The sequence below is a fragment of the Stenotrophomonas sp. TWI1409 genome (assembly GCF_039673015.1).
In the GTDB taxonomy this organism is placed as follows: domain Bacteria; phylum Pseudomonadota; class Gammaproteobacteria; order Xanthomonadales; family Xanthomonadaceae; genus Stenotrophomonas; species Stenotrophomonas maltophilia_A.
In genome coordinates, this window is sequence record NZ_JBDJKU010000009.1 from 1 (window position 1) to 26,196 (window position 26,196).

22 protein-coding genes are annotated in these 26,196 nt (G+C 66.9%); 8 read left to right on the forward strand and 14 right to left on the reverse strand.

Annotation, left to right across the window (positions count from 1 at the left end):
- Positions 1 to 178 precede the first annotated feature (178 nt).
- The 4 genes from ABE423_RS04880 to mdoH are packed head-to-tail and all read right to left on the reverse strand — an operon-like array spanning position 179 to position 4,603.
- Positions 179 to 910, reverse strand: coding sequence for a LytTR family DNA-binding domain-containing protein (locus ABE423_RS04880; RefSeq protein WP_010481294.1), 732 nt, complete (start codon positions 908 to 910; stop codon positions 179 to 181).
- Between the two features lie 10 nt (positions 911 to 920).
- Positions 921 to 1,964 carry a sensor histidine kinase gene (locus ABE423_RS04885; RefSeq protein ID WP_346485188.1) on the reverse strand — a complete coding sequence of 348 codons (1,044 nt, stop codon included), beginning with the start codon at positions 1,962 to 1,964 and terminating at the stop codon, positions 921 to 923.
- A gap of 3 nt (positions 1,965 to 1,967) precedes the next feature.
- Positions 1,968 to 2,627 (reverse strand): alpha/beta hydrolase, encoded by a 660-nt coding sequence (locus tag ABE423_RS04890; protein WP_346485190.1) that lies wholly within the window; start codon positions 2,625 to 2,627, stop codon positions 1,968 to 1,970.
- A 50-nt stretch (positions 2,628 to 2,677) separates the two neighbouring features.
- On the reverse strand, positions 2,678 to 4,603 hold the full coding sequence (gene mdoH, locus ABE423_RS04895; protein ID WP_032128590.1) for a glucans biosynthesis glucosyltransferase MdoH: 1,926 nt from the start codon (positions 4,601 to 4,603) through the stop codon (positions 2,678 to 2,680).
- A gap of 493 nt (positions 4,604 to 5,096) precedes the next feature.
- Here mdoH and ABE423_RS04900 point away from each other — a divergent pair, with 493 nt between their 5' ends.
- Complete coding sequence (locus ABE423_RS04900) at positions 5,097 to 7,142, forward strand: TonB-dependent receptor (protein ID WP_346485192.1); 2,046 nt, start codon at positions 5,097 to 5,099, stop codon at positions 7,140 to 7,142.
- 60 nt (positions 7,143 to 7,202) lie between these two features.
- Here the strand turns inward: ABE423_RS04900 and ABE423_RS04905 are convergent, their stop codons facing one another.
- A complete protein-coding gene (locus ABE423_RS04905; protein WP_165929944.1) occupies positions 7,203 to 7,373 on the reverse strand; it encodes a hypothetical protein in 171 nt (56 codons plus the stop codon).
- A 217-nt stretch (positions 7,374 to 7,590) separates the two neighbouring features.
- Between ABE423_RS04905 and ABE423_RS04910 the strand changes: the two genes are divergently transcribed.
- Positions 7,591 to 7,977 (forward strand): DUF2628 domain-containing protein, encoded by a 387-nt coding sequence (locus tag ABE423_RS04910; RefSeq protein WP_071227807.1) that lies wholly within the window; start codon positions 7,591 to 7,593, stop codon positions 7,975 to 7,977.
- A 95-nt stretch (positions 7,978 to 8,072) separates the two neighbouring features.
- Here ABE423_RS04910 and ABE423_RS04915 read toward each other — a convergent pair whose 3' ends face one another.
- The 3 genes from ABE423_RS04915 to ABE423_RS04925 all read right to left on the reverse strand — a co-directional run bounded on the left by ABE423_RS04915 (position 8,073) and on the right by ABE423_RS04925 (position 12,718).
- Positions 8,073 to 10,604: a methyl-accepting chemotaxis protein gene (locus tag ABE423_RS04915; RefSeq protein ID WP_346485194.1), complete on the reverse strand. Its 2,532-nt coding sequence runs from the start codon at positions 10,602 to 10,604 to the stop codon at positions 8,073 to 8,075.
- 210 nt (positions 10,605 to 10,814) lie between these two features.
- Positions 10,815 to 11,708, reverse strand: a complete 894-nt coding sequence (locus ABE423_RS04920; protein ID WP_346485196.1) for an NAD(P)-dependent oxidoreductase — start codon at positions 11,706 to 11,708, stop codon at positions 10,815 to 10,817.
- Positions 11,709 to 11,806: 98 nt separating this feature from the next.
- Positions 11,807 to 12,718, reverse strand: coding sequence for a S41 family peptidase (locus ABE423_RS04925; RefSeq protein WP_346485198.1), 912 nt, complete (start codon positions 12,716 to 12,718; stop codon positions 11,807 to 11,809).
- Between the two features lie 50 nt (positions 12,719 to 12,768).
- Here ABE423_RS04925 and ABE423_RS04930 point away from each other — a divergent pair, with 50 nt between their 5' ends.
- The gene (locus ABE423_RS04930; RefSeq protein WP_346485200.1) at positions 12,769 to 13,233 is read left to right on the forward strand and encodes a MarR family transcriptional regulator; all 465 of its coding nucleotides are present in this window, start codon (positions 12,769 to 12,771) and stop codon (positions 13,231 to 13,233) included.
- 5 nt (positions 13,234 to 13,238) lie between these two features.
- On the opposite strand, the gene ABE423_RS04935 is transcribed toward ABE423_RS04930, so the two are convergent.
- A complete protein-coding gene (locus tag ABE423_RS04935) occupies positions 13,239 to 14,723 on the reverse strand; it encodes a DUF4434 domain-containing protein (RefSeq protein ID WP_346485202.1) in 1,485 nt (494 codons plus the stop codon).
- A gap of 207 nt (positions 14,724 to 14,930) precedes the next feature.
- Between ABE423_RS04935 and ABE423_RS04940 the strand changes: the two genes are divergently transcribed.
- The 3 genes from ABE423_RS04940 (at position 14,931) to ABE423_RS04950 (ending at position 17,295) form a co-directional block, all read left to right on the forward strand.
- Entirely contained in the window at positions 14,931 to 16,187 is a 1,257-nt protein-coding gene (locus ABE423_RS04940) for a M24 family metallopeptidase (RefSeq protein ID WP_049423757.1), read from the forward strand.
- Positions 16,180 to 16,854, forward strand: coding sequence for a CerR family C-terminal domain-containing protein (locus ABE423_RS04945; protein WP_346485205.1), 675 nt, complete (start codon positions 16,180 to 16,182; stop codon positions 16,852 to 16,854). The genes ABE423_RS04940 and ABE423_RS04945 overlap by 8 nt, the downstream gene beginning before the upstream one ends.
- Positions 16,855 to 16,989: 135 nt before the next feature.
- On the forward strand, positions 16,990 to 17,295 hold the full coding sequence (locus ABE423_RS04950) for a KGG domain-containing protein (RefSeq protein ID WP_032128582.1): 306 nt from the start codon (positions 16,990 to 16,992) through the stop codon (positions 17,293 to 17,295).
- 10 nt (positions 17,296 to 17,305) lie between these two features.
- On the opposite strand, the gene ABE423_RS04955 is transcribed toward ABE423_RS04950, so the two are convergent.
- Positions 17,306 to 18,778, reverse strand: a complete 1,473-nt coding sequence (locus ABE423_RS04955) for an MFS transporter (protein ID WP_346485206.1) — start codon at positions 18,776 to 18,778, stop codon at positions 17,306 to 17,308.
- Positions 18,779 to 18,904: 126 nt separating this feature from the next.
- On the opposite strand from ABE423_RS04955, the gene ABE423_RS04960 reads away from it, so the two are divergent.
- Positions 18,905 to 19,525 (forward strand): TetR/AcrR family transcriptional regulator, encoded by a 621-nt coding sequence (locus ABE423_RS04960; protein ID WP_346485208.1) that lies wholly within the window; start codon positions 18,905 to 18,907, stop codon positions 19,523 to 19,525.
- 15 nt (positions 19,526 to 19,540) lie between these two features.
- Here ABE423_RS04960 and ABE423_RS04965 read toward each other — a convergent pair whose 3' ends face one another.
- On the reverse strand, positions 19,541 to 19,891 hold the full coding sequence (locus ABE423_RS04965; protein ID WP_346485210.1) for a VOC family protein: 351 nt from the start codon (positions 19,889 to 19,891) through the stop codon (positions 19,541 to 19,543).
- A gap of 124 nt (positions 19,892 to 20,015) precedes the next feature.
- Positions 20,016 to 20,216 (reverse strand): hypothetical protein, encoded by a 201-nt coding sequence (locus ABE423_RS04970; RefSeq protein WP_346485274.1) that lies wholly within the window; start codon positions 20,214 to 20,216, stop codon positions 20,016 to 20,018.
- A gap of 188 nt (positions 20,217 to 20,404) precedes the next feature.
- Between ABE423_RS04970 and ABE423_RS04975 the strand changes: the two genes are divergently transcribed.
- Positions 20,405 to 23,755, forward strand: a complete 3,351-nt coding sequence (locus tag ABE423_RS04975; protein WP_346485212.1) for an autotransporter domain-containing protein — start codon at positions 20,405 to 20,407, stop codon at positions 23,753 to 23,755.
- Between the two features lie 66 nt (positions 23,756 to 23,821).
- Here ABE423_RS04975 and cml read toward each other — a convergent pair whose 3' ends face one another.
- Together cml and ABE423_RS04985 are read right to left on the reverse strand one after the other, a co-directional pair.
- Positions 23,822 to 25,009, reverse strand: coding sequence for a CmlA/FloR family chloramphenicol efflux MFS transporter (gene cml / locus ABE423_RS04980; RefSeq protein ID WP_180837311.1), 1,188 nt, complete (start codon positions 25,007 to 25,009; stop codon positions 23,822 to 23,824).
- 198 nt (positions 25,010 to 25,207) lie between these two features.
- Positions 25,208 to 26,113 carry a LysR substrate-binding domain-containing protein gene (locus ABE423_RS04985; RefSeq protein ID WP_180837313.1) on the reverse strand — a complete coding sequence of 302 codons (906 nt, stop codon included), beginning with the start codon at positions 26,111 to 26,113 and terminating at the stop codon, positions 25,208 to 25,210.
- Positions 26,114 to 26,196 lie beyond the last annotated feature (83 nt).

The window sequence follows — 26,196 nt, forward strand, 5'->3', positions numbered from 1 at the left end:
CCCCCCGCGGGCGCGCTGGTTTGTCCGGGGCGGGCCCCCCCCCCCCCCCCCCGGGCCCGACCCAGCACGTAGAAATACCGAGCCATGACCCGCTGTTGCTGTTGCTGTTGCTGTTGCTGTTGCTGTTGATCTTGATGTTGATCTGTAAGCAGTCGCGGCCGCAGGCCGCGCGGAACACTCACAGATGCCGCAGTTCCTGCTTCAGCGTCGCCACGCAGCGGCGGCTGACTTCCAGCGGTTGCTTGCCATGGCGCAACATCGCCTGCACCTGCCCACCCGTGCCACGACGCAGCTCCACCAGCTCATGGCGTGCCACCAGGCAGTTGCGATGGATGCGGATGAAGCGGCTGGCGAACTCTTCTTCCAGCGACTTCAGCGACTCTTCGATCAGGTCCTCGCCGCGCGCGTGGTGCACCACCACGTACTTCTCTTCGGCCTGCAGGTAATGGATGTCGTCCAGCGGAATCAAGCGCAGGCTGCCGCGCAGGCGCGCGCACAGCATGCTGCGCGCCTGTTGCCCGCGGTGGTCCTGTGGCTGGCCATCGCGGCCAGCCAGGAACGTGCGCGCGCGCGCGATGGCCGCGGCCAGACGCTCGGCACGTACCGGCTTCATCAGGTAATCAATCGCGGCCGCCTCGAACGCCGACAGCGCATGCGCATCGTAAGCGGTGCAGAACACCACCGCCGGCCGTGGCTCGAAGCTGGCCAGGTGGCGGGCGGCTTCCAGGCCATCCAGCCCGGGCATGGCGATATCCAGCAGGACCAGGTCCGGCTGCAGCTCCGCGCACGCGTGCAGGGCCTGCTCGCCGTTGCCGGCTTCGGCCACCACATCCACGCCGTCCTGCGCGGCCAACAGGCTGCGCAGGCGCTCACGCGCCAGCGGTTCGTCATCGGCGATGACTACCCTCACGATCGCTCCCTCACTGGATCGGCACTGTCACCTGGCAGGCATAGTAGCCCTCGCTCCAGCCAGCCGTCATCCGCGCGGCGCTGCCGAAGCGCCAGGCCAGCCGATGGCCGATGCTGTGCTGGGCATGGCCGGCACCGCGCGCCAGGGCCAGCCCGGGGGCCTGCGGGTCGGGCGCCGGATTGCGCACGCAGATCTGCAGTTCATTACCCTCGCGCATCAGCTGCAACTCGATGGCGCCACCCTCGGGCAGCCGCGAGATGCCATGCAGCACGGCGTTCTCCACCAGCGGCTGCAGTACCAGGCGAGGCAGGGGAAGATCCCAGGGCAGCGGTTCGTCGCGCTGCCAGCGCACCTGCAGGCGCTCGCCCAGGCGCAGTGATTCGATCGACAGGTAGCGCTCGGCCAGCTCGCATTCGTCACGCAGGGTGGAATCACCCTCGCCCGCCCCCAGCGCGGCACGGAACAGATCGGACAGGTCCAGTACCGCACGCTCGGCCACGACCGGGTCGCGATGCAGCAGGCTGGCGATCAGGTTCATGCTGTTGAACAGGAAATGCGGGCGGATCCGCGCCTGCAGGGCATCGGCCTGTGCGCGTGCGTTGGCCTGTACCTGCGCGGCCCAGCGATCACTCACATAGAAGTAGCGCAGGGCCAAGGCAGTGATCAGCGCCGTCGTCGCCGCGCTGCCCAGCGTGAAGCGCCAGAAGCTGATGCCGCGAGCGAAGCTGTCGCCAAGCACCGCGTACAGGGCATGCACGATGCCCGCGCAGACCACCGCGATCAGCGTCGCCAGTGCGATGGCCGAGACCGCCCCCAGAACCTGTGGCAACCTCGACAACGCGTTCCGCAGCAGGCACAGGCTGGCCGTTACGGCCAGCGCCAGCCACAACGCGAAACCACTGGCCGACAGCAGTTCGCCCATAGTCCAGTGGCGGCTGCCATCCGGGGCCAGGGCCAGCACCACCACCACCAGTTCGGCCAGGCCGAGCATCGCCGCCAGCCGCGGCAGGCGGCACAGTTCCGGCATCCAGGGCGGGGCGCTGGCCGGCGGCATGGGTCAGGCAGCGCCCAGGCGTTCCTGCAACCAGTCACCCAGCGCCTGGATCTCTTCGGCGCAGACCTGGTGGGCCATCGGGTAACTGTGCCATTCCACCTCCAGGCCCAGCGCCTGCAGTGCCTGCACACTGTGTGCGGCCACCGCCTGCGGAATCACCGGATCGCTGCTGCCATGGGCCATGAACACCGGCACCTGCACGGCGCCTTCAGCGCGCTTTGCGCCGTCGGCTTCGGGCAGGTAGGTGGACAGCGCGATCAGGCCGGCCAGCGGCGCAGTGCGTGACAGCGCGGCGGTCAGGATGATCGCGCCCCCCTGCGAGAAACCGGCCAGGAAGATCTTCTCCGGCGCGATGCCACGCTCGATCTCGCGCGCGATCAGCGCATCCAGCTGCACCACCGATTCCTGCACGCCCACCATGTCGGCGCGCGATCGGAAATCCATGCCGACGATGTCGTACCAGCCGCGCATCGGCACGCCGTTGTTGATCGTGATCGGCCGCACCGGTGCATGCGGGAACACGAAGCGCAGCGCCGGCCAATGCGGACGCACCAGCTCCGGCACGATCGGCGCGAAGTCGTGGCCATCGGCACCGAGGCCGTGCAGCCAGATCACCGACCACTGCGGCGAGGCGCCGGTCTCCTGTTCCACCGTTTGCAGCATGATGCGGCTCCTTCAAGTTCGAGCCGCATTATGCCGCTGCCGCGGGACGATCAGTACAGCGGCGGTTGTTCGGCCGCTTCCCGGCGCAGCTGCGCGGCGCGTACCAGCACCGGCGGCGGGATGTTCTCCTCGGGGATATCAAGCAGGCCAAGACGGTGCAGGAAGGCACCGGGGCCACGCGAAGACGTCAGTGCCACCACCGGTACCGCCAGCACCATGCCGATCACCACCGGCGCCATCCACGCGGCCAGCGATGGCGACACCGCCCAGGCCAGCATGCCCATGAAGGCGCCGAACACCCCCAGCCCACCGTAGCCACGGATCAGCGCCAGCCACGAAATGCCACCATCGTCACGCTGCTGCGCGTCCCAGCCCGAATCGCGGCCGGACAGCACTTCGGCCACGCCGCGCGACTGCACGTACATCACCACTGGCGCCATCAGCGCGGCCAATACGGTTTCCACCAGCATCGAGACGAACGCGCGCAGGGCACCGCCACACCCGCGGCGGTCGACCGGGTCCAGCAGCATCGCCAGGTAACCCAGCACCTTGGGCAGCAGCAGCACCGCCATGGTCGCCGCGAACAGGCGCACCACCTGTTCCTCGTCCTGGGCCCGCCAGTACACGCTGGGCGACAGGTGCAGCAGCGCGTTGAAATCGATGCCTTCCTGGAACAACGGGATGGCGATGCCGATCAGCATCAGCATCGCCCACATCGGCGCAGTGAAGTAATGACCGATGCCGATCAGCATGTGCATGCGGCTGATCCAGTGCAGGCCACGGCTGCCGACCACCTTGCCGTGCTGCAGGTTGCCCTGGCACCAGCGGCGGTCGCGCACCAGCAGGTCGGTCAGGGTCGGCGGACCTTCTTCATAGCTGCCGCCCAGGTACGGCACCATGTGCGCGGCCCAGCCGCCACGACGCATCAGCGCCGCTTCGACGAAGTCATGGCTGAGCACGTGGCCACCGAACGGCTTGCGCCCCGGCAGCGCCGGCAGCCCGGCCTGATCGGCGAAGGCGCGGGTGCGGATGATGGCGTTGTGGCCCCAGTAATTGCTCTCGGCACCGTGCCACCAGGCCACGCCACGGGCGATCACCGGACCGTACACACGGCCGCCGAACTGCTGCATGCGCGCGAACAGGGTGCGTCCGCCGATCACCGACGGCAGGGTCTGGATCAGGCCGACGTCGGCGTTGTGCTCCATGCCCGCGACCAGGCGCACGATGCTGTCGCCGGTCATCAGGCTGTCGGCGTCCAGGATCAGCATCTGCGGGTAGGCACCGCCGAAGCGGCGGACCCAGTCGGCGATGTTGCCGGCCTTGCGCCCGCTGTTGTCGCCACGGCGGCGGTAGAACAGCCGCGCCTGGCCATCGGGCACGCGCTCGCGCAGTTCGGCGAACACCTGCTCCTCGGCCCGTGCGATGTCTTCGCGCCGGGTATCACTGAGCACGAAAAAGTCGAACCGGTCGAGCTGGCCGGTGGCGGCCACCGACTCGTAGATCGCCTGCAGGCCGGCCAGCAGCCGGCGCGGATCTTCGTTGTAGGTCGGCATCAGCAGCGCGGTGCGGCTGTGCACTGTCGGCAGTGGCTTGTCCGGGTCGATGCCGAGGCGATACCCCCGGTCGAACACGGCAGTCAGGAAGCCGGCCACGGCGCTGGCGAAAGACAGCGCGATCCAGGCGAACAGGCCGACAAACAGCACCAGCAGGCAGGCCTCGAGCACGCTGATGCCATTGGCCGACAGCACCCGCCACATCATCCGGGTAGCGATGGCGGTCATCGCCAGCGTGCCGCCGAAGATATAGAACCGGCGCAGGCCGATCAGCCGCGGCGAGGTGCGGTGGCGGCGAACCTTCAGTTGGCCTTCGCGCAGGGTCTGCTCGGGCATCTGCAACGGCGATTCGGCCGGCAGCAGCGTCCAGCCGGCATCAAGCCGGGACGTATCTGCTTCCGCATGGATGGTCTGCACCTCCATTGCCGCCTACTCCGCGCAGTCGGCACGGCCGGCCATCCCGGCCGGGCTGCATGCACCAAGGTTCCCGGCGCGCTTTCCCGGCGCCCGCACTTGTCCTGGCTGCGTCGGCGTCACGCCACGCAGTCGCTGTCTGTCACTACCGGAACCCACACGATCTCCAACGGGGCGGAATCGAAAATGCGGCTCAGTCTAGGGCGCCGGATGTAAGCCGAGTGCGAAGGTCTACGCCGGGATTTATCCCCATTCAGCAAACAGCAGGCGAGTGCCGGGGCAGGGGAACGGATGTCACTTGGTCGCCCCAGGTACTGGATCGTAACAAACGCGAACGGTTATCATTTCATTAACCAGGCAGGTCACCGTCTTCCGCACGGCCGAGACCCACCCAGCTGCGCCGGTTCCAACCCAGCGCCCAACGACCCATGGAAGGGGGCTGCCTGCTGTCTGCGTGCGCCTGCTGCTTCCACCGGGTCCCCCTCCTCCGATGGAAGCCGTCATGTCCCTGTCGTTCCGTACCCCTTCCGCGCGCCTGCCGCGCACCCGCCTGGCCTGCGCTCTGGCCACCGCCTGCCTGCTGGCCCTGCCCGGCCTGGCCGCCGCAGAGGCCAGCGCCGATGCCTCCACCAAGGATCTGGATACCGTGGTGGTCACCGCCTCGGGCAACCAGCAATGGATCAAGGATGCACCGGCCAGCATCAGCGTGATCAGCCGTGAGGACATCGAGCGCCAGCCGGTGCACGACCTGGCCACCCTGCTCAGCCGCGTGCCGGGCGTGACCGGTGGCCTCAGCGCGGTCGGCGAGCAGTCCAAGATCAAGCTGCGTGGCATGCCGTCCAATTACACGCTGGTGCTGGTGGACGGCAAGCGCATGGGCAGCTCGGCCTCGACCAACTACCGTCCCGACCTCGGCCGCCAGGATCTGAACTGGATCTCGCCCGACCAGATCGAACGGATCGAGGTGGTGCGCGGACCAATGTCGTCGCTGTACGGCTCCGACGCCATGGGCGGCGTGATCAACATCATCACCAAGCGCATCGGTGATGACTGGAACGGCAGCGCCACCCACAGCTATACCCGCCCGGGTGATGGCAAGCGCGGTGATACCCAGCAGATCGGTGCGACGTTCTCCGGCCCGCTCGGCGAGCGCTTCGGCCTGCGCATCGGTGCCAACAGCATGCGCCGCGACTCCGACCGCTCCAACGGTGGTGTCTATGGCAATGCCTACGCCGGCGAGAAGGACCGCAATGTCGACGCGCTGCTGCAGTGGAAGCTCAGCGATGCGCAGGAACTGTCGCTGGAAGCCGGCCACGGCGTGCAGCAGGCCTTCATCGACGCCTCGCTGGAAAAGCAGGACGAAGGCGCCTGGGGTGCCAGCGAACTCAAGCGCAGCTCGCTGGCACTCAACCACGATGGCAAGTGGAGCTTCGGCAACTCGAAGCTCAGCGCGTACTGGACCGAGTACAAGAACGACATCGGTGCCACCGGCCGCTCCGAGGCCACCGATACCATCATCGAAGGCAGCCTGACCACGCCGTTCACCCTGGGCGTTGAACACCAGTTCGCCGTCGGTGGCCAGTGGAAGCGCCAGGAACTGACCAATACCGATACCATCGGCCGCGCGCCGATCGACTATGCCGGCAATGCCGTCAGCGGCTCCAACCTGGAAGTGGATACCTGGGCATTGTTTGTCGAGGACGAACTGAAGCTGCACCGCACGCTGGCGCTGACCGTGGGCGCACGCCTGGATCATCATGAGAAGTTCGGCAGCCACGTCAGCCCCCGCGCCTACCTGGTCTGGCACCCGGCCGAACAGTGGACGATACGTGGTGGTGTTTCCAAGGGCTTCCGCGCGCCCAGCCTGACCGAGAACTCGCCCAGCGCGGCCACCCAGTCCGGCGGCCGCGGCTGCACCTCGCTGATCCCGCTGGGCTATACCCGCGGTGGCTGCTACATGGCCGGCAACCCGGACCTGGACCCTGAAACCAGCACCAACCGAGAGATCGGCATCAGCTTCGACAATGACCTGTTCGATGCCGGCCTGACCTACTTCCATACCGACTTCAAGAACAAGATCGAGTACGCGCCCCTGGGCAAGTTCAACGGCATCTGGTGGACGCGCATGAGCAACGTGCAGCGCGCGCGTACCAGCGGCATGGAAGGCAACGTGAACTTCCGCTTCGGCGAGCAGTGGCGCTGGCGCACCTCGGCCACCTGGATGAAGGAAGCCAAGAACCTGACCACCGGCAGGAACCTGATCGATACGCCGGAGTTTTCCGGCTATTCGTCGCTGGACTGGACGCCCAATACGGTGTTTTCCAGCAGCCTGTCGGCGCAGTACACCGGCAAGCAGACCGGTACCGCCACGACCTTCCTCAAGGCCTACACCCTGTATGACCTGACCGCAGCCTGGAACGTCAACGAGGTACTGACCCTGCGCGGCGGCGTCAGCAACCTGGCCGACAAGAAGCTGTATGCGGAAGGCTCCACCGACTACTTCGTGGCCGGGCGCAGCTACTTCATGAGCATGACCGCGCGGTTCTGACCGGCTGCGCGCGCCGCGATCGCGCTGGCAGCACGCCAGCGCGATCGGCGGTGTTGCGGATTACTCGCTTTCCAGCGCGGCCGCGGCCGCGTTCTGCGTAGCGGCCGTGCGTGCACGGTCCATCGCTACCGCCAGTTGCTGGCGTGCGAGCAGTTGTTGTGCCTGCACCACTTCAGGTGTCGGCAGGAGCACCGGTCCCGGTGCGTTTTCCGGTATAGCAGGTGTGGTCATGCAACCTCCATGGACATCCCGCCGCCGCCCGGGTTCAGCTGGGGCGGCAGCGGAACTGCGCACCCTATCCTAAAAACAAGGCGGATGGGTGACGGTGCGGCGCCCCGCCGCAGGCCTGCACATGCCGGGCGCGTCACATTTTTGACGGTTGAGGGTAGTTTCCTGAACCGTCGGCCTCGTATCATGTAACCGTTTTCCTACAAGGACGTAATCGTCAATGAACGCCGTCGACCTCTCCCGCTTCAGCCCGAAGTGGCAGTTCCGCTTCAATTTCTTCCAGCAGCACGGCGCTCCGAAGGAGCCGCGCTTCAAGGAAGCCTGGAAGGCGCTGTCCTTCGGCGACCGCCTCAAGATCAACATCAACTTCTTCGCCTTCTTCTTCGGCTTCATCTACCTGTTCATTCTGGGCATGTGGCGCAAGGCGCTGGTGGTGATCGGCATCGGCCTCGTGCTGGGCATCGTGTCCCTGTTCCTGCCGGACATCATCGCGCGCCCGCTGTTCATCGCCATGAACTTCCTGGTTGCCGCCAGCACCAACTACAGCTACTACCTGGAGCAGGTGAAGGGCAAAGCCAGCTGGAATCCCTTCGAAGGCATGTTCTGACGCGATGCTGCCGCCGCACTCCGGCCTGGCATAGCATCAAGCAGACATGAAGACGCCCGGCCTTGGCCGGGCGTCTTCATGTGCGCGCAACAGGATCAGGCTGCGCGGCGGACCGTAGCCACCGGCTCGGCCTGCAGGCGGAAGCGCGAGACCGCCACCGCCAGCTGCTCGGCCTGTTCTTCCATCGCACGCGCGGCGGCACTGGCCTCTTCCACCAGTGCGGCGTTCTGCTGGGTGGTCTCGTCCATCTGCACCACGGTCTGGTTGACCTGCTCGATGCCCGCCGACTGCTCGCGCGAGGCTGCCGAGATCTCGGCCATGATCTCGTTCACTCGGCCGACCTGGCCGACGATTTCCTGCATGGTGCGGCCCGCGCCGTGCACCAGCTGTGCACCGGCGCCGACCTGCGCCACCGAAGCGTCGATCAGCTCCTTGATCTCCTTGGCCGCACCTGCCGAGCGCTGGGCCAGCGCGCGCACTTCGCTGGCGACCACGGCGAATCCGCGGCCCTGTTCGCCGGCACGCGCCGCTTCCACCGCCGCGTTCAATGCCAGGATGTTGGTCTGGAACGCGATGCCATCGATCACCGAAATGATCTCGGCAATGCGCTGCGAGGAGGCCTCGATCTGTTCCATGGTCTGCACTACCTGGCTGACCACCTGCCCGCCTTCGCTGGCCACGCCCGCTGCGGAGCCGGCCAGGGTGTTGGCCTGCAGCGCGTGGTCGGCATTCTGGCGCACCGTGGAGGTCAGCTCTTCCATCGAGGCCGCGGTCTCTTCCAGGTTCGCCGCCTGCTGCTCGGTGCGGCGCGACAGGTCACTGTTGCCGGCGGCAATCTCACCCGCCGCCAGGCGGATGCTGGCCGCCGACTGCTGGATCTGGCCAACGATCTGGGTCAGCTGCTGCACGGTGCTGTTGGCATCGTCGCGCATCACCGCGAACACGCCGTGGAAGTCGCCCTGCATGCGCGCGCTGAGGTCGCCTGCGGCAATCGCGCGCAGCAGCGTCGACAGCTCGGCCAGGTTGTGGTCGCTGACCTGCATCATGGTGTTGAGGGTTTCCACCATGCGGCGGAAGTCGTGGTCGAAGCGCAGCGTGTCGCCGCGCACCGCGAAATCACCGGCTGCTGCGGCAGCGGCCAGCTGCTGGATCTGATCGTTGATCGCCGCCAGGTTGCTCTTGGTGGTGGCCATTGCAGCGGTGAACACCGCCTTCTCGCCCGGCAGCGCTTCCATGTCCACGCTCAGGTCACCCACCGCATAGCGCTGCATCACGTCGACCAGGCGCTGGGTGACGGCGTTGCTGGAGGCCACCAGCTGGTTGCTGTCAGCCACCATCCGGCCGTACTCACCCGGGAACGCCGAGGCGTCCATGCGGTAGCTGATTTCACCGGCGTCATGGCGACGCGCCATTTCCGCCTGCGCCGCCATCACCGACTGCAGCTGCCCCCGCATGCCCTGCATCGCGTCCAGCAGGCGGCCCACTTCGTCGTTGCTGCGTGCCGGCAGGGTGCTGTCCAGCTTGCCCGCGGCGACGTCGCCGGCCACGCGCACGGCTTCGGCCAGTGGGCGGATCGCCAACCGGCGCAGCAGCACATAGACACCGGCACTCAGCGTCAGCGCGGCCACCACGCCAACCAGCAGGGTCAGCCACAGCAGCTGGCGCGCCTCGGCCACGATCACCGTGTGCGGCATCACCACACCCAGTGCAAAGCGCTGCGGCGCATCGCCCACACGCAGCGGCACGTATACGCGCACGTTGCCGGCGGCATCCGGAGTGAAGGCTTCGAACCGGCGGTCGGCGGCGATGTCTGCCAGCATGCTGCGGGTCAATGCGTCGCCACGTGGCTTGCCGATTTCGGCGGCATTGGCCGAGGCCAGCACCACGCCATTCGGCGAGAGCAGTTCGACGCGCCCGGCGCCCATCGGCTTCAGCGTGGCCAGGTGCTTCTGCAGCGCCGCCAGCGAGAAGTCCACAGTGAATACACCGAGGAACCGGCCGTTTTCGATGATCGGCGTGCTCAGCGTGCTCATCAGCACCTGCTGGCCACCGATGTCGTAGGCGTAGGGCTCGCTTACCTTCGCCAGCTTGTCGCGGCTGGGCACCATGTACCAGTCACCGGAGCCACTGGCCGTCTCGGTGTAGTCGGTCATCGTCGACTGCTGCGGCTTGCCATCGTGCCAGGCCCAGTAGCTCATGTAACGACCGGTGGCATCGTGCGCTTCAGTGTTGACGAACTCGGCATCCTTGCCATCGAAGGCGTCGGCCTCCCACATGGTGCTCTTGCCCAGCCACTCGGGGTGGGTGCGCAGCTGCTCGCCCAGCACGGCAGCCAGGCTGGCACGGTCCGGAACATCGCCGCGCGCGCGCTGGGCGAGCACGGCCTCGACCATGGCGTCGTTGCTGGCAAAGGCGGTGCCCAGATCGGCCGCGACCTGGCGGGCTTCGGCGGTGGCTTCGCTGGCCATGGTCTGGCGCGAGGCGTCGATCAGGCTGGCGCTGGCCTGGCGGTAGATCAGGAACGCAGTCAGGCCGAAGCACAGCAGCGCGATCGCAGCGGTGCCCAGCATCAGCTTGTGGGCGATGCTGCCCGGGCGGCGGGCAGCGGCGGAGCGGGGAGAAGGCATGGAAGGATCCGCAAGGCAGTTCAGGACGACCGGCACCGCGAGGGCACCGCGCAGGTGCGCGATCCGTCGCGCAGGCCACCGGCCGCCGGGACACGCCCGGCGCTGGAAGCGCACCGGGTTAGCGGCCGCCTGCGAACGAGGTTGAGGCGGTCCATCTGCACATTCCTGAACCTGCTCAGGGTCGGGTCAGGAACCCGCCCCGCTGCCGCCCTATTCGGCCACGCGGTCCTTGATCCATTCCGCCCGCGGCAGCACCTCGATGCTGCCAACCGCGTACTGCTGCAGCACGTCGTCCGGGCCGAAGCGCGGCTGCCAGCCCAGTGTGCTGCGCATCAGTGCACTGTCGTAGACGCGGTCAATGCTCAGCGGCAGCGGCCAGCCACGGCGCTCGAACTCGGCCAGCAACTGCGGGGCGCGGCGGGCCAGCACCCTGCGCGGCTGGGTCGCCAGTTCCAGGCAATCCTCACGCAGGAACGGCGTCGGTGCGCAGGCAATGTAGCGTGCGAAGGCAGCGCCCTCATCGTGCAGCAGCGCGGCATGTGCGCTGGCCACGTCGCGCGCGTCGATACCGCGGTGCAGGCGGAACATCGCCATCCGCTCCGGTGGCTCGGGGAAACAGCGGGCCATGCGCAGCACGCGCACGCTGAAGCCCGGCGCCGCAGCGGCTTCAGCCAACGCCTCGGCCTGCAGCTTGCTGCGATGGTAGATGGTGCGTGGCAGCGGCTCGGTATCTTCATCGATCCAGCGGCAACCGCCCGCCACCACCGCATGGCCATACAACGCCGTGGTGCTGGTCAGCACGAAGCGGCGTGCACCGGCCTCGCGGGCAGCCTGCAACAGGTGTGCGGTCGCCTCCACATTGATCTGCTGGAATACCGCATCCGGCACCAGGCCGACATGGGGTGCATGCAGGGCGGCGGTATGGATCACCGCATCGACGCCCTGCACTGCCCGCATCACGGCCTGATGATCAGTGACATCGGCAATGATGCGGGTGGTGGCGAATGGGCTGCGATCCAGCCCCACCACTTCGTGGGCCGCCGCCAGCGCGCCGAAGATCGCACGCCCGATCCGCCCGGAACTGCCGGTCAACAGAATCTTCATTGAGTCCATTCACTCGAAGCGCCCGGGAACTACCGGGATGCATCGATTCTAGGCACGCTGCATGTCGTCTGCGATAGGGCGCGGTTGCAATTGTGCGTTCATTCTGGCGATGCCGATCGGGCGAGCAGCTGGCGGGCGACGAACAGCGGATCGTCACCGCCTGCTGCGTCAGGCGTGACGCCGGTGCGTTCCCAGTTGGTTCCGGTACGGAGGTTGATCGGCTGCCGGTCGGGAATGCTGATCTGATAGCCATCCGGCAGCAGCACAGGATCATCGAACATATGTGCCGCACCGCCACTTCGACTACCAACGACACGTGCCCGCCCCTGCGCCTGCAGCGAGTACGCGACGAATTCGGCAGCCGACCCGGTGCGGCGGTCGATCAGCACCACCAGCGGCTTCAGGTACACCCCCAGGCTCGCCGGTGGCAACGGTACCGGACTGCGCTGGCCACGGCGTTGCAGTGACTGCACCTGGGTGATCTCCGCCGCCAGCAGGGTCCGCACCAGCAGGTCCGCACTGCCGTCATCGCCACCACCGTTCTGGCGCAGGTCCAGCACCAGGCCGTCGGTGTCGGCCAGCAGGGTGAAGGCAGCAGCCAGCTTCGGCTGGGCCAGATCGAGCGGATAGAAGGTGCTCAGGCGCAGGTAACCGATGTTGCCTTCCAGCACCCGCACCTCGCGCACGCCCGCACCATTGCTGCGCGCATCCGCGCGCCAGGCCATCAGCCAGTCGTCCTGGCCGGCGCGGGCATCCACCCGCTCGACATGGAAGTGGCCATCGAACACGTCCAGATCCTGGCTCAAGCGTGCGCTGAACGCCTTAGGGTCCGCGCAGCTGTCCACATAGCGCTGCTGGGTGGACCAGCCGCGCACGGCCTCGGCAATGCGCGCGCCTTCGGCCACGTCCAGGTACTGCGCCTGTATCGCCGTGGCCGCCGCCTGCAGCACCGCGTCCTGGGCCGGGCAGGACGCCGCCAGCAGCGCGCCCAGCATCCACGAAACCGCCATGACCACACCCCATGTTGATGATATGTAAGTGCTTATATATCATCGCCACCATGGATCTCCAACATGCCACCCTGGGAACACTGCTGCGGGCCCTGCTCGACCAGCTCGACCCGGCGGTCGAGCAGGCCTACCGCGACCTGAAGCTGGACTACCGGCCGCGCTACACCCCGGTGCTGCGCACGCTGATGGCGCAGGGACCCTGCCGCATCAAGGATCTCGCACTGGCCTGCGGGCTCAGCCATTCGGCGCTCAGCCAGACGGTTTCAGCAATGGTGCGCGACGGCTGGCTGCACGCTGCGGTCGGTGAAGACAGCCGCGAGCGCATCCTGCAGCTGAGCCCGCGCGCGTTGCAGGCGTTGCCGGCGCTGCAGGCGCAGTGGCAGGCCACGGCACGCGCGGCGCGCAGCCTCGATGCCGATCTTGGACAGTCATTGGAGCAGGTGCTGCGCGAGGCACTGCAGGCGCTTGAACAGCGGACGTTCGCGCAGCGACTGCGTGGCACGCCCCAACGCTGAGGCGCTTACTGCTCGGCCGCCATCTCGATTTCACTGAGGAACGTCCAGCTGCCATTGGCCAACCGCAGCTCCAGCGTGCGGCACTGCGCGGCCAGCGGCGCGGCGTTGCCCAGCACGTATTCCTCTTCGGTCGAACCGCTCAGTCCGGCCTGGGGGAATGGCGCCGACAGCACACCGATCTTCACCGCAGCGGCGCCCGGCTCGGCACACATCACGTCCACAGCTGTCGGCGTGACGATGCCCCACGCCGGGCGGGTCATCGTATGCAGGCCGATCCAGTCCACCCTCCGGCGCTGGCCCAGGTCGATGGTGATGCTGGCGTTGCCATGCACGCCTACCCAGCCTGCATCCATCGGGTTGCGCGGATCCCCCACCCGACGATCGAACAGCTCGTGGCCACTGCTGTCCGGATAGTTTGCATCCGGTGCCACGCTGTAGCTGTACGTGGTCTGCACCGGATCGACACTGTAGGACGCGCCGAGCCCATACAGCCCGCGATAGGTGTTCATCATCCGCGACGATTCGGCATAGCCCTGGCCGGGGCCGACCACCTCGGACATGTGGTACTGGTTGAGCCAGGCAACGCGCTTGCCGGCCGAACGCGCGCTCCACAACTGCTGGTTGATACGCTGCACCGACGCGGAGCGATAGGCACCGGACAATCCGTTGCCGGTTTCCAGGAACAAGGGACTGCCATGGTTGAACAGTTCGATGTCGGCCCACAGGCCGCTGGCCCCCAGCGCCACCGACAGCGCCTCGTAATACGCCTCGGTGGAATGACCCGGGCGATCCCACTGGAACAGGCGTGCATGCGAGGCGGCGCCGATGCCGTCCTGCCAGATCTGCACATCCACGCCGGTGGCCGTACGGAACTGTGCAGCAGCCCGGCCCACGCTGGCCGGATCCACGCTGGATGACGCCAGGTAGGGGGCCACCATCACCGGCCGCGAGGGTGTACTGCCTTTGAGCGCCGTCACGATCGCACGGTAAAACGGCGCGCGATCAGCCGGCACCTGTGCTGGCTCGTCGGTGATGTACCAGCCAGCGAACGCCGGATGCGATCCGTACTGTTGGCCCAGCTGGGCCAGCGACTGCGCCGCATCCTGTGCCACGGCCGTTGCGTTCTGCCCCTGCCAGAAGGTGGCGCACTGCCCCGAGCTGTAAGTGGTGCCGACCACGACCTTCATGCCGCGCGCGGCCGCCGCATCGAGCACGGTGCCGAGCTTGCCGGGAAAGCCGGCAATCCATTCGAAATCCTGCACGCCGCTGGCGCAGCCGACGCCGGCACGAGTGGCACGCACCTGACCGAGGATGATCGTGTCGTTGCCCAGGTCCTGCAGCTCATCCAGGAACAGCGGCAACTGCGCAGCCGGTAGTTGTTCGTCGGTAGCCGAATAGCCGACGTGGACAAAGCTGCCGGACAACAGGGGGCTGGCTGCATGGACCGGAGCGGTACAGGCCAGCACTGCGATCAATCCAATCCTGTTCATGTTCTACTTCCCTGTCGTGGCCAAGCGAGTGGCGTTGTTGCGCATCCTATCAACAGCGACGGTGGCCCCATCATGATCATCGACAACGCTGCGCAATCGCCGACTTCAGCTGCCCCCGCAGCAGCGCACGTGCAATGCCGATTCAAGCGGTTGATTCATTCAACTGCGTGATCGAGCCTGCGCGCTCCTTCCCCTGGAATACTCCTCATGCGCACGCCGCCCGCACCGCTCAGCCTGATGGAACGCGACCGCCGCTGGGCCCTGGCCCGCGACCTCATGGCCAGTGAACGCCTCGATGCCCTGGTTGTGCATGGCGACCGGGAAGCCGCCGCACCGGCCGGGTTCTCGCCGGACTGCTACTTCACCAATGACCGGCCAGGCTCGATCGTGGTGTTCGTCGGCGACCAGCCGCCACGGGTGTTCACCTTTGCCTCGCTGATGATTGCCGACCACCTGCAGGCCTGCCTGCGCGGCGACCTGCAGTGGATCGCACCCGAACAGCTGTGGGTTGGAAAATCCGGTCTGGAGGTTGGCCGCTGGCTGCAGCAATGTGGCCTGCACACGGCACGTATCGGCGTGCTGGGGCTGGAGCCCTATCCACCGTTCTACTTCGACGGCGCGATGCCCGCGCGCACCCTGCAGGGCATGCAGGCGGCGGTGCCGAACGCGGAATTCGTACCGGTATATCGTGCGTTCTTCCAGCGCGCCTCGGTAAAGAGCCAGGAGGAACTGGCGCTGATTGCGCATGCCGCCTGGATCGGTGAATCCATGAGCGAGGCGCTGCGTGCCACTGCTCGCCCCGGTGTTTCGGAAGCCGAACTGGTTGCCGCAGTGACCGCCGCCTGTTTCTCGCTGGGGGGCTATACCGCCGAGGTGTTGCTCGGCTCGGGTCCCGAGTATGTGGGCTGGGGACCACCCGCCTGGCAGTATCGTGCGCAGCCGCCGCGCATTCTGCGCGATGGTGACCTGGTGCTGTCGGAGATCTTCGCACTGTACGGGCTGATGGAAACCCAGCATCAGGCCGCGGTTGCCATTGGCGAGGTGCACGACGACATCCATCGCGCCGCTGCCGTCGCCCGCAGCAGCTACGAAGCAGGCCTGTCCGCACTGCGCGTGGGCAATACCTTCGGCGATGTCGTCGACGCGATGGAAGCGCCCCTGCTGGAGGCGGGCGGCTGGCACGTGCATCCGTTGGTCCACAGCCTCAACCCCTATGGACCGATTGGCTTCGGCCGTGCACCGGGCATCGAAGCGCTGCCGGAGGCCGCGCGCTATGCGCACATCGCGCCGCTGCCGACTGTCGGGCGCGAACTGCCCCTTCAGGCCGGCATGTGCTTCGCCTTCGAACCGAACTGTGCATTCGGCCGGCACATGGCCAACATCGGCGGTACGGTCATCGTCGGCGCTGACGCGGGTACCGCGCTCAATGAAAACTCGACACGGCTGATGCAGGCCGATGCCTGAGTTCATCGCCCATCTGCAGACACCGGCACGGCGGCGCGCGGCCGAGACGCGCAGCGGGCAGACCCGAGCCCGACTGCTGCACGCGGGGCTGCAGCTGTTCAGCGCGTTCGGCGTGGAGGGTGTGCGTACCCGCCAGCTGGTGGACATGGCCGGCTGCAGCCAGTCAGCCATTCCCTATCACTTCGGTGGCAAGCAGGAACTGTATGCCGCCGTACTGCAGCGCTGCGCTCAAGCCATTGCCGAGCGATTGCCGCTGCCGGCAACGCCACCCAACGGCGCGCGGCAGGCCGCGCAGCAGCTGCAGCAGTTGATGCGGGCATTCGTCCAAGCCTTGCTGTCGGCGCCGGATGCGGGTCCACGCACGCTGCTGTTGGCGCGCGAACAGATCCAACCGACGGCCGCGTTCGCCAGCGCCCACCGTACGCTGTTCGAACCCCTGCACACCACGCTGGCCGCGTGCGTAGCGTGCCTGCGCGGCAGCGAACCATCCAGTGTCGAGACGGTGCTGCGTACCCACGCCCTGCTCGGCCAAGCGATCGTCTTCGCGGTCTCCCATGGGGCTCTGCAGGCGCGACTGAACCAGGGAGCTCCCTTGGCAGACGTAGAGACGATCGCGTCGGTGGTCAGTGGCATGGCACTGGCGGCAGCGAAGGCAGCACCTGACTGAATGGCTGCGTGATCAGCCCCGTGCGCAGGGCGCGTGAAAATCGTGGCCAAGATGGCGACCTGGACTTAGCGTGCGATGGCCAAGCATGGATGCCGTCGTCTACGAAGGCGACGCCCACACCGCAGGAGATTTCACATGACTGAGCAGAACCCGCGCAGCTCCAACCGGGGTTTCGCATCAATGGACCAGGAAAAGCAGCGCGCGATCGCTGCCAAGGGCGGGCGCGCCGCACATGCCTCCGGGAACGCGCATGAATTCAGTCCGGCCGAGGCACGTGTCGCAGGCCGCAAAGGCGGCGAGGCGATCAGCCGCAACCGCCAACACATGGCCGAGATCGGTCGTGAAGGTGGACACGCTCGCCACGCCAATGCGCGCCAGCAGCAACAACAGCCTCAGGAGATCGAACGCACGGCAGCGGGTCCGCAACGCCAGCAGGGCTGAATGCAGCGCGTCAGGCCGGTGCGCGCTGCCGATACAGCCCGAGCGCCGCAAGCAGGGCCAGCGCACCGGCCACAGCCATCGCCCATCCGAAACCACTGGCCATCGCACTGCGATACCACGTCAGCATCTGCGGCGTGGCGTGCATCGAGCCCGGTTGCAGGATCAGTTCGCGCGCCTGTGCCACCAGCCCCCGCTGCCCGGCCGCCTGCGCGGACGCGGCGAACTGCTGCACGGCGCGCTGGCCCATCAGGCTGCCCAGCAGCGCGATGCCCAGGCTCATGCCTGCCTGACGTAACGCGTTCATCGTGGCTGAGGCAATACCCGCGCGCTCGACCGGCGCGCTGGCCATGACCGCCATGCCGGTCGCCGGCACTGCCAGCCCCATTCCAATGCCAAGCAGCACCAGCACAGCACTGGAATAGGCGTGCGAAGTAGCCGGTTCGAACGTGGCCATCGCGCACAGCGCCGCCCCGGCCAGGGCATAGCCCAGCACCAGCGCGGCGTGCAGCCCGAGGTGGGCGACCAGACGCCCGAACAACAGCGAGACGGCCCCCATCAACAGGAACTGCGGGGCCAACTGGGAGCCTGCCAGCGCAGCGTTGTGCCCCTGCGCCTGCTGGAAGAACAGCGACAGGAAGAACAGGCTGGCATAGGCAGTGAAGCCCAGCACGAACGAGGCCAGGTTGAACATGCCGAAGCGGCGGTCGGCAAACAGGTCCAGCGGCAGCAATGGGCGTGCCACCCGGCGTTCGACGATGCCGAACAGGATCAACCCGGCAGCTGCCACGCCCAGCGCCAGCAGCGTCACCGGGGCCAGCAGGCCATGCGCGCCGATCGCGATCAGGCCATAGCTCAGCGCACCCAGCGCGACGACGCTGAGCAGCTGCCCGGCAGGGTCCAGCGCAGCGTGCTGCGGATGCCGCCGCTCCGGAATTCCCCAGGCGCCCAGCGCCAGTGCGAGCAGGCCCAACGGCAAGTTGATCAGGAAGATGCTGGGCCATCCGACGCGCTGTACCAGCACGCCGCCCAGCAACGGTCCAAGCACCAGGGCCAACGCACTGAACGCCGACCAGCCACCGATCGCCCGCGCGCGCTGGCGCGGATCAGGGAATGCATGACTGAGAATCGGCATCGCGCTGGGAATCAGCAGCGCGCCCGCGATGCCCTGCACCGCGCGTCCAGCCACCAGCGTCGCAAGATTGCCGGCACAGGCACAGAGCAACGAGCCAAGAGTGAAGGTGGCGACGCTGAGCAGCCACATCCGCCGATGACCGTAACGGTCCCCGAGCGGCCCCGCCGACAGCATCAGCGCCGACAACGCGATCGCATACGCATTGATCACCCACTGCAGGCCGGCCATGTCGGTATTCAACGCCTGCTGCAGGGTCGGCAGGGCGACGTTGACGATGCTGATGTCCAGCGAGGCGAGGAATGTGCCGAGGTAGGCCGCCAGCACCAGGGCCGGCCGCTGGAAACGTCGCATGTACGGCTCCCGGGGGAAGGATGTGTGCGCATCCTAGCCACTGACTGACCGTCGGTCAATGACTGACGGTCAGTCGGTGCCACAGGCCAGCTAGAATGGCTCCCGTCGCACCCGGATCCCTCCCACATGCAGACCACAGCTGTCGCCAGGCCACGCACCAAACCTGCGGAAACCCGCCAGGAAGAACTGATGGACGCCGCGCAGGCGCTGTTCCTGTCAAAGGGAGTGGATGCCACCACCATCAGCGACATCGTCGCCGCAGCCGACGTTGCCAAGGGCACCTTCTATACCTATTTCGCCTCGCGCACCGAGATTCTGCAGGCGCTGGCGCAGCGCTACACCCAGCGTTTCATGGAAGACGTCGACCGCGCCGTGCAGCAGTACCCGACCCGCGATGGCGTGGCGCGCCTGCGTGCCTGGATCCGCGCCAATATCGAGCTCTACGTGCGCACCCACGCGCTGCACGATGTGGTGTACGCCAACCATCATCACCACCAGCGTGGCAACGCCGAACGCAATGCGATCCAGCAGCAACTGCTGGGCATCCTCGAAGCAGGCAATGCCGCAGCTCTGTGGCAGCTTCCAGCGCCCAAAGTCACCGCCTCGTTGATCTATGCCGGCGTGCACGGCGCCACCGACGACCTGATCGCCACACCCGCACAGGATGCCGATGCCTTCATCGCCGCCGTGGTGGATGATTGCCTGCGCATGGTCGGCGTGCCACCGACCAGTGCCAAACGGCGCTGACGGACGTTCTGCCGCTCAGGTGTGGGCGAGGATGTTCAACAGCCGCCCGAACGGGTCACGGACGAAGAAGCGGCGCACACCCCAGGGCTCATCGGCGGGGCCATATTCCAGCGGGATGCCGGCCGCGCGCATGCGATCCAGTACCTGTTGCAGATTGTCCACTTCGATCGACAGGTCCGGCACCGCGGTGCCGGATCCCCCTTCAGTGGCAAAGCTGACCTGCGCCAGCGCGCTGCCCTCGCCGCCATGGGTGACGATCCAGCCGTGGTCCATCACCACCGGCATGCCCAGCAGCTCGCCATAGAACGCTGCGGCACGCGCAGGGTCAGGCGTGGCGATGTTGGCGACGACACGTTTGACGGCCATGTGCGGCGGCTCCGATGCGATTCCCCATCCTCGCCGCTGCGTGCATGGCCTGCAAGCGGGCGGCGCTGAAACAGAAGAGCCCCGTCAGGGACGGGGCTCGTCATCAATCCTGCATTGCCACTGCTTACACAGCGCCGCAGCGATCCATGATGCAACGATCGTATTCGTACTGGCATTCCATCGCATCACCGCCACCGGACAGACAGGCCTGGTAAGCCTTCCAACAGGGAAGATCGCATGGCGGAATCGGCCCAGCCACAGCAACCGAACCGCTGCAGGTCAAGGCGAACACCGCACCCACGATCATTTTCCTGAAAGTACGCATCGACATCACTCCTTGATAAGCCTGGTGAGCCCAGGCCGGGCCACGGTAGCGAGGCCTCCGGGAGATGGAGTGAACGCCCGTGTCACGGAACATTAACCTATTCATTAAATTTCTTTCACACCACTGGGGGTGATCAGCGCGCTGCGGGGTTAACGGCCTTGTTGTCCGTCAATCAAGGAAGTTGTCCGATGAATCACCCGCTGTACGGCCGTTCGTCCCGCTCCCTGTCGCACCGCCCGCTGGCGCTTGCCGTCGCCAGCTCGCTGTTGCTGGTCACCGCACTCCCGACCATGGCCAGCGAATCACTCGATGCCTGGCAGCAGCAGCGCCAGTTGCAGGCTGCGTGGGCGCAGCCCGCTTCCAGCACGGCGCCTGCAGCCACGGCCACTGCAGCTGCCGCCAGCAGCACCGCCGTTCTCGGCAACCCAGGCAATCCGGCCAGCTGGCGCAGCGATGAATTCAACGCCGATTGGGGCCTGGGTGCGATGGGCGCAGACTACGCCTATGCACGCGGTCTGACCGGCAAGGGCGTACGCCTTGCGCTGTTCGACTCGGGCTCCGCGCTGGCGCATCCGGAGTTTGCAGGACGCAATACCACCAGCATCACCATCGGTGCCGACTGCGCGACGCCGGGTGTCGTCGCAGGTACCGGTGCCTGCGGGCAGACCCGCGGCGAACAGCCCGGCTACAACTACTACGGACTCGGCGCCGGCGTTCCGGCCGCACTGGCGGCACGCCTGATCGCCGCCGGCCAGCCCTATGGCTTCAGCTATGCCGATCACGGAACACATGTGCTTGGCACCATCGGCGCCAACCGCAATGGCACCGGCATGCATGGCGTGGCCTTTGGTGCGGACCTCACCGCCGCCCGCGTGTTCGGCGACACCTACTACGAGTGGCGCCTGGATCCGGACAACTACTATCGTCCGCGTGCTGTCTACCGAACCGATCCGGACGATGCCGCCACGCTGGACATGTATGCACAGATCCAGGCGCAGGGCGTGCGCGCCATCAACCACAGCTGGGGCATCTCCACGCGCAACATGACCGCCGCCGCGCTGGACCAGCAGTACGCCAACATCGGTGCCGACTACGGCGTGTACGGCAGCATCTACGCCAGCGATGGCGATGCCCCCAGCTCCACCCTCATCCAGGTGTGGTCGGCCGGTAATGGCAGCGGTGCGGTTGCCGGCATCACCGCCTCGATGCCACGCTGGAAGCCCGAACTGGAACCGTACTGGCTGGCCGTGGCCAACGTCCGCCGGCCCAACGCCGCTGCGGGCGAAACCGACTACGTGATCGATGGCAGTTCCAGCATCTGTGGCGTTGCCGCCAACTGGTGCATCTCGGCCCCCGGCACCGACATTCTCAGCACCATCGTGTCTGGTGATATCCAGGGGCGCGTCGAGAACACTTCCGCCTATGTCCGCCTGATCATCGACAGCGAGAACACCCAGTACGTATATGGCACCAAGACCGGCACGTCGATGGCCGCGCCGCACATCACCGGCGCTCTTGGCCTGCTGATGGAGCGCTTCCCGTATCTGGACAACGCCCAGGTCCGCGACGTGCTGCTGACCACCGCCCGCGATCTCGGCGCGCCGGGTATCGACGCAACCTACGGCTGGGGCATGGTCGACCTGCGCAAGGCCATCGAAGGCTATGGCTCGCTGCGCGTGGATACCAACGTGGTGATGAACCAGAAGGCCGGTGGCCTGAAGGTGTGGGAAGGCGATGCCTGGGATGACTGGACCAACGACATCGGCGGCCCCGGCAAGCTGACCAAGTCCGGCATCGGCTGGCTGCGCCTGAGTGGTGGCAACACCTTCAACGGCGCAGTGCTGCAGGACGGCACGCTGGAATTGAACGGCACCAACACACTCACGTCAGCGGTCGAAGTCCAGGGTGGCCAGTTCCTGCTCAACGGCTCGCTGGTCTCCACCGCCCTGAACACCACTGGAGGCGTGAGCACGGTCAGCAGCAGCGGCCTGCTGAAGGACAGCAACCTGACGGTCAACGGTGGCGTGGTGTCCTTCAACGGCACGCAGACCGGCGGCACCACCACGGTCGGTGCCAACGGCCTGCTGAAGGGCATCGGCACGCTGGGCAACACCCGTGTGGACGGCATCATCGCGCCCGGCAATTCGATCGGCACGCTGACCATCAACGGCAACTACGTGCAGGGTGCAACCGGCGTCTATGCCGCCGAACTTGCCCCGGGCGGCCGCAGTGACCAGTTGCACGTAACCGGCACCGCCACTCTCGGCGGCACCCTGGTCGCGCTGCCGGAGCCGGGTACCTACTACCTCGGCGAGCAGTTCAATTTCATCCGCGCCGACGGCGGTGTCAGCGGCCAGTTCGCGAAAACCGACTTCAGCGCGTTCTCGCCGTTCCTGCAGTTCAGCCTGGCCTACGGCGCCAATGGCACCCGCATCGACGTGACCCGGGGTGCCTCGCTCGCCAGCGCCGCCACCACGCCGAACCAGCGTGCGGCCGCGGCGGTGGCCGATGGACTGGCGATCAACCAGGGCCTGCCCAAGCCGCTGACCCAACTGTTCCCGCAACAGGTGGGTGGCGTGCTCGATGGCCTCAGCGGCGAGCTGCATCCGGCCACGGCGCTGGCCCTGGTCGAGGGCAGCCGCTATGTGCGCGATGCCGCACTGTCACGTCGTGCCGGTGCCACCGCACCCGGTGCCGATGCGGGTGATGCCACCGGCGCCTGGGTGCAGGCACTGGGCGGCAACAGCAAGCTGGATGGCAACAGCAACACCGCGCGCACCGACGCCAACAGCAACGGCCTGCTGGTCGGCATCGACCGCGAGTTCGGTGGCTGGCAGATCGGCGTGCTGGCCGGTACAGGCCGCACCGACGTGAAGCAGCAGGAGCGTCGTGCCAAGTCGAAGATCGACAACACGCACTTCGGCGCCTATGCCAGCCACACCTGGGGCGGCTTCGGCCTGCGTGGTGGCGTGGCATGGAGCCGCAACGAAGTGAAGAGCACGCGTGATGTTGCCTTCGCCGGCTTCAGCGACAGCCTCAGCGCGCGCTACAACGCACGTACGCGCCAGGCCTTCATCGAAGCGGGCTACCGCTTCGGCAATGCGGAAGGCGGGCTGGAGCCGTACCTGCAGGTCGCCCGCGTGGAAGTGGACCTGAAGCAGATCAACGAGCGTGGCGGCGCGGCCGCACTGCACGGCAAGGTGGACGACACCGGCACCACCATCGCCACCGCTGGCCTGCGCTTCGACAAGGGCCTGAAGGCATCGTTCCAGCAGGACAGCTGGCTGCACCTGCGCGGTGGCGTGGGCTATCGCCGCGCCTCTGGCGACCGCAGCCAGGTGGCCAACCTGGCCTTCGCCAACAGCAGCAGCACCTTCGCGGTCGAGGGCGCACCAATTGCCGACAACGCCGTGGTGGCCGAGCTGGGCCTGTCGGCGTGGCTGACCCCGCGGCAGCAGCTGGAGCTGGGCTACAGCGGCCAGTTCGGCAGTGAAAGCCGCGACCATGGCGCCACCGCACGCTGGTCTGTGCGCTTCTAAACACGTGCTCTCTTGACGGGTTGGGGCGGCCTTGCGGCCGCCCCCTTTTTTGCCCGCCACCCAGCGTTATGCGCGATGCCGCAGCGCGGCGGCACCTGCCAGGCTGGCAAGTGGCAACAGCAACCCATAGGCCACCAGCGGCCACACTGTATCGCCGGGCAGCACGAGGGTAACCAGCGTGCCGATGCCTGCCACGATCAGGCTCTGCACGGCGTAGTACAGGGCCACCGCCGTACCTGACGCATCGGCGAAATCACGCAGCGCGCCGCTTGCAGCCACCGAAACCACCATCACCAGCCCCACCGCGATGCCCCACATGGGCAGCACCACTCCGACGAACGAGGGAGGCCGCGCTGCGGCCAACGCCATCAGCAGTACCCCGGCCACCATCACCCACAGGCCACGCAGGAAGGTACCGCGCACGTTCCAGCGGGCAATGCACACGTTCGCCATCCGCGCCGTGACGATCATCACCAGCGCCACCGTGGCGAAGGCCAGGCTGAACGACAGCGGCGAGTACTGCATGCGCCCGACCAGCAGCCGGGGCGCGACCGAGAAGAACACGAAGAACGTGCCCATGCCCGCACTGAAGCCCAGCGTGTAGACCCAGAACGCGCCGCTGCCGAGGATGCGTCGTACCGCGGGTCGCGACGCGTCCCGGCACTGCGGGCGGGTTTCCTGCCAATGCCGTACCGCGCGCATGCCGGCGATCATGCCCAGTACGCCGAGCAGAACGAAGATCGCGCGCCAGCCGAAGGCGCCTGCCAGCAGCGCGCCGAGGATCGGTCCCAGCGCCGGCACGAAGGCCAGCATCGAGGCAAACAGCCCGTACAGCGACGCGCCTTCGGCTGTATCAGCATACACATCACGCACCGTGGCAAAGGTCGCCACCAGTGCCGCCGACGCCCCCACCGCCTGTACGGTTCGCCAGGTCAGGAATGCCGCGCCACTGCTGGACATGGCCAGCGCGAACGACGAAAGCGCGAACAGCAACGCCCCCAGCAACAGGACCGGCCGCCGCCCGATGCGGTCGGACAACGGGCCGAACAGCAACTGGCCGAGGCCAAGTACCAGCAGGTAGATGCTCAAGGTGAGCTGCACCAGCGTCGGTGATGTCTGCAATGCCTGCGGCATCACCGGCACCACAGGAAGATAGATGTCCATGGCCAGCGAGGCCAGGAGGTCGAACGGCGCCATCAGCACAATGGCCGATGGCAGCGGGTGGGCCCAACGCGGGGCCTGTCGATTGAACATGGGGAGTCTCCGCCCAGAGTGAATCCGGCGGTGATCCATCCAATTCGCGTGCATCGCAGGGATGATCACCGCAACAACGTCTGCATCGTTGTTGCGGCTCAGCGAACTGTCTGCGGACCGTTCCCGTTGTTCATGGTGTCCATCGAATGCGAATGCAGGTGGCACCAGTGTAGCAATCGTCCACCTGCCGCGCGGCGCTCAGGCCAGGGGCAACATGTCGATGCGCCTGCACGGTGTATCCTTCACCTGCTCGATCAGCCGCCGCACCACTGGCGAAGTCTCTGCCCGCCGGTACTGCACAGCGATGGTCGAGACGATGGTGGGGCCCGCCAGTGGCAGATAGATCATTCCGGGCAGCACCAGCGTGCGTTGCAGTACCGATGGCACGATCGCCACCGAACCAACGCCGACCGACACCTCGGCCAACACCGCCGCCAGATGCCCGGGCTGGGAACGGATACGTGGAATGAACCCGCCGCGGCGCCCGACTTCCATTGCGCCCACCGGCTGCTCCGGCATGACGAAACCCTCCCGGGCCAATGACGCCGGCTGCACCGGCGACCGGGCCTGCGCCAGCGGATGGGTTTCCGGCAGGGCCACGCAGAACTGGTCTTCGACCAGGGTGTGTTCGCCGAAACTGTCGGGCACATCCATCGGAGGCCGGCAGAACACCACATCCACCCGTCCTTCCTGCAGCAGCTGCGGGAGCTCGCCCATCGGCCATTCGCTCACCTGCAGTTCCACGCCCGGGTAGCGGCTGCGGAACCGGCTGAGCTGATCCTGCAATGCTCCGGCATACAGCGCCGAGCCGACGTAGCCGATCTCGATCTTGCCGATTTCACCCCGCCCCGCGCGCCGGCCCAGGGTTTCGGCCTGTTCGAACCGGCGCAGCACATCACGGGCTTCCGCCAGGAACACCTCGCCTGCCGAGGTCAGCAGCACCTCGCGCCGGCCGCGGTCGAACAGGCGCGTGCCGAGCCGACGCTCGATGTCCTGGATCTGCACGCTCAGCGTGGGAGTGGCAATTCCCAGACGCAGGGCCGCACGACCGAAGTGCAGTTCCTCGGCCAGGGTCACGAAGTACTCCAGGTGACGGCGTTCCATGGGCGGCATTTCGTTAGGTTAAAGCTAACGTAACCAGAAAACACCGAGAATGAAACAAACACCGATCATTGATGGAATGGCCG

Bases quoted from the DNA above. Each gene is read 5' to 3' on its own strand.
- ABE423_RS04975 (WP_346485212.1), top strand. From the start codon at position 20,405: ATGAATCACCCGCTGTACGGCCGTTCGTCCCGCTCCCTGTCGCACCGC.
- ABE423_RS04905 (WP_165929944.1), bottom strand. From the start codon at position 7,373: ATGACCACACCTGCTATACCGGAAAACGCACCGGGACCGGTGCTCCTG.
- ABE423_RS04945 (WP_346485205.1), top strand. From the start codon at position 16,180: ATGCCTGAGTTCATCGCCCATCTGCAGACACCGGCACGGCGGCGCGCG.
- ABE423_RS04985 (WP_180837313.1), bottom strand. From the start codon at position 26,113: ATGGAACGCCGTCACCTGGAGTACTTCGTGACCCTGGCCGAGGAACTG.
- ABE423_RS04935 (WP_346485202.1), bottom strand. From the start codon at position 14,723: ATGAACAGGATTGGATTGATCGCAGTGCTGGCCTGTACCGCTCCGGTC.
- ABE423_RS04900 (WP_346485192.1), top strand. From the start codon at position 5,097: ATGTCCCTGTCGTTCCGTACCCCTTCCGCGCGCCTGCCGCGCACCCGC.
- ABE423_RS04925 (WP_346485198.1), bottom strand. From the start codon at position 12,718: ATGGCGGTTTCGTGGATGCTGGGCGCGCTGCTGGCGGCGTCCTGCCCG.
- ABE423_RS04940 (WP_049423757.1), top strand. From the start codon at position 14,931: ATGCGCACGCCGCCCGCACCGCTCAGCCTGATGGAACGCGACCGCCGC.
- ABE423_RS04930 (WP_346485200.1), top strand. From the start codon at position 12,769: ATGGATCTCCAACATGCCACCCTGGGAACACTGCTGCGGGCCCTGCTC.
- ABE423_RS04920 (WP_346485196.1), bottom strand. From the start codon at position 11,708: ATGAAGATTCTGTTGACCGGCAGTTCCGGGCGGATCGGGCGTGCGATC.
- mdoH (WP_032128590.1), bottom strand. From the start codon at position 4,603: ATGGAGGTGCAGACCATCCATGCGGAAGCAGATACGTCCCGGCTTGAT.
- ABE423_RS04965 (WP_346485210.1), bottom strand. From the start codon at position 19,891: ATGGCCGTCAAACGTGTCGTCGCCAACATCGCCACGCCTGACCCTGCG.
- ABE423_RS04885 (WP_346485188.1), bottom strand. From the start codon at position 1,964: ATGCCGCCGGCCAGCGCCCCGCCCTGGATGCCGGAACTGTGCCGCCTG.
- ABE423_RS04955 (WP_346485206.1), bottom strand. From the start codon at position 18,778: ATGCGACGTTTCCAGCGGCCGGCCCTGGTGCTGGCGGCCTACCTCGGC.
- cml (WP_180837311.1), bottom strand. From the start codon at position 25,009: ATGTTCAATCGACAGGCCCCGCGTTGGGCCCACCCGCTGCCATCGGCC.
- ABE423_RS04915 (WP_346485194.1), bottom strand. From the start codon at position 10,604: ATGCCTTCTCCCCGCTCCGCCGCTGCCCGCCGCCCGGGCAGCATCGCC.
- ABE423_RS04960 (WP_346485208.1), top strand. From the start codon at position 18,905: ATGCAGACCACAGCTGTCGCCAGGCCACGCACCAAACCTGCGGAAACC.
- ABE423_RS04970 (WP_346485274.1), bottom strand. From the start codon at position 20,216: ATGCGTACTTTCAGGAAAATGATCGTGGGTGCGGTGTTCGCCTTGACC.
- ABE423_RS04890 (WP_346485190.1), bottom strand. From the start codon at position 2,627: ATGCTGCAAACGGTGGAACAGGAGACCGGCGCCTCGCCGCAGTGGTCG.
- ABE423_RS04950 (WP_032128582.1), top strand. From the start codon at position 16,990: ATGACTGAGCAGAACCCGCGCAGCTCCAACCGGGGTTTCGCATCAATG.
- ABE423_RS04910 (WP_071227807.1), top strand. From the start codon at position 7,591: ATGAACGCCGTCGACCTCTCCCGCTTCAGCCCGAAGTGGCAGTTCCGC.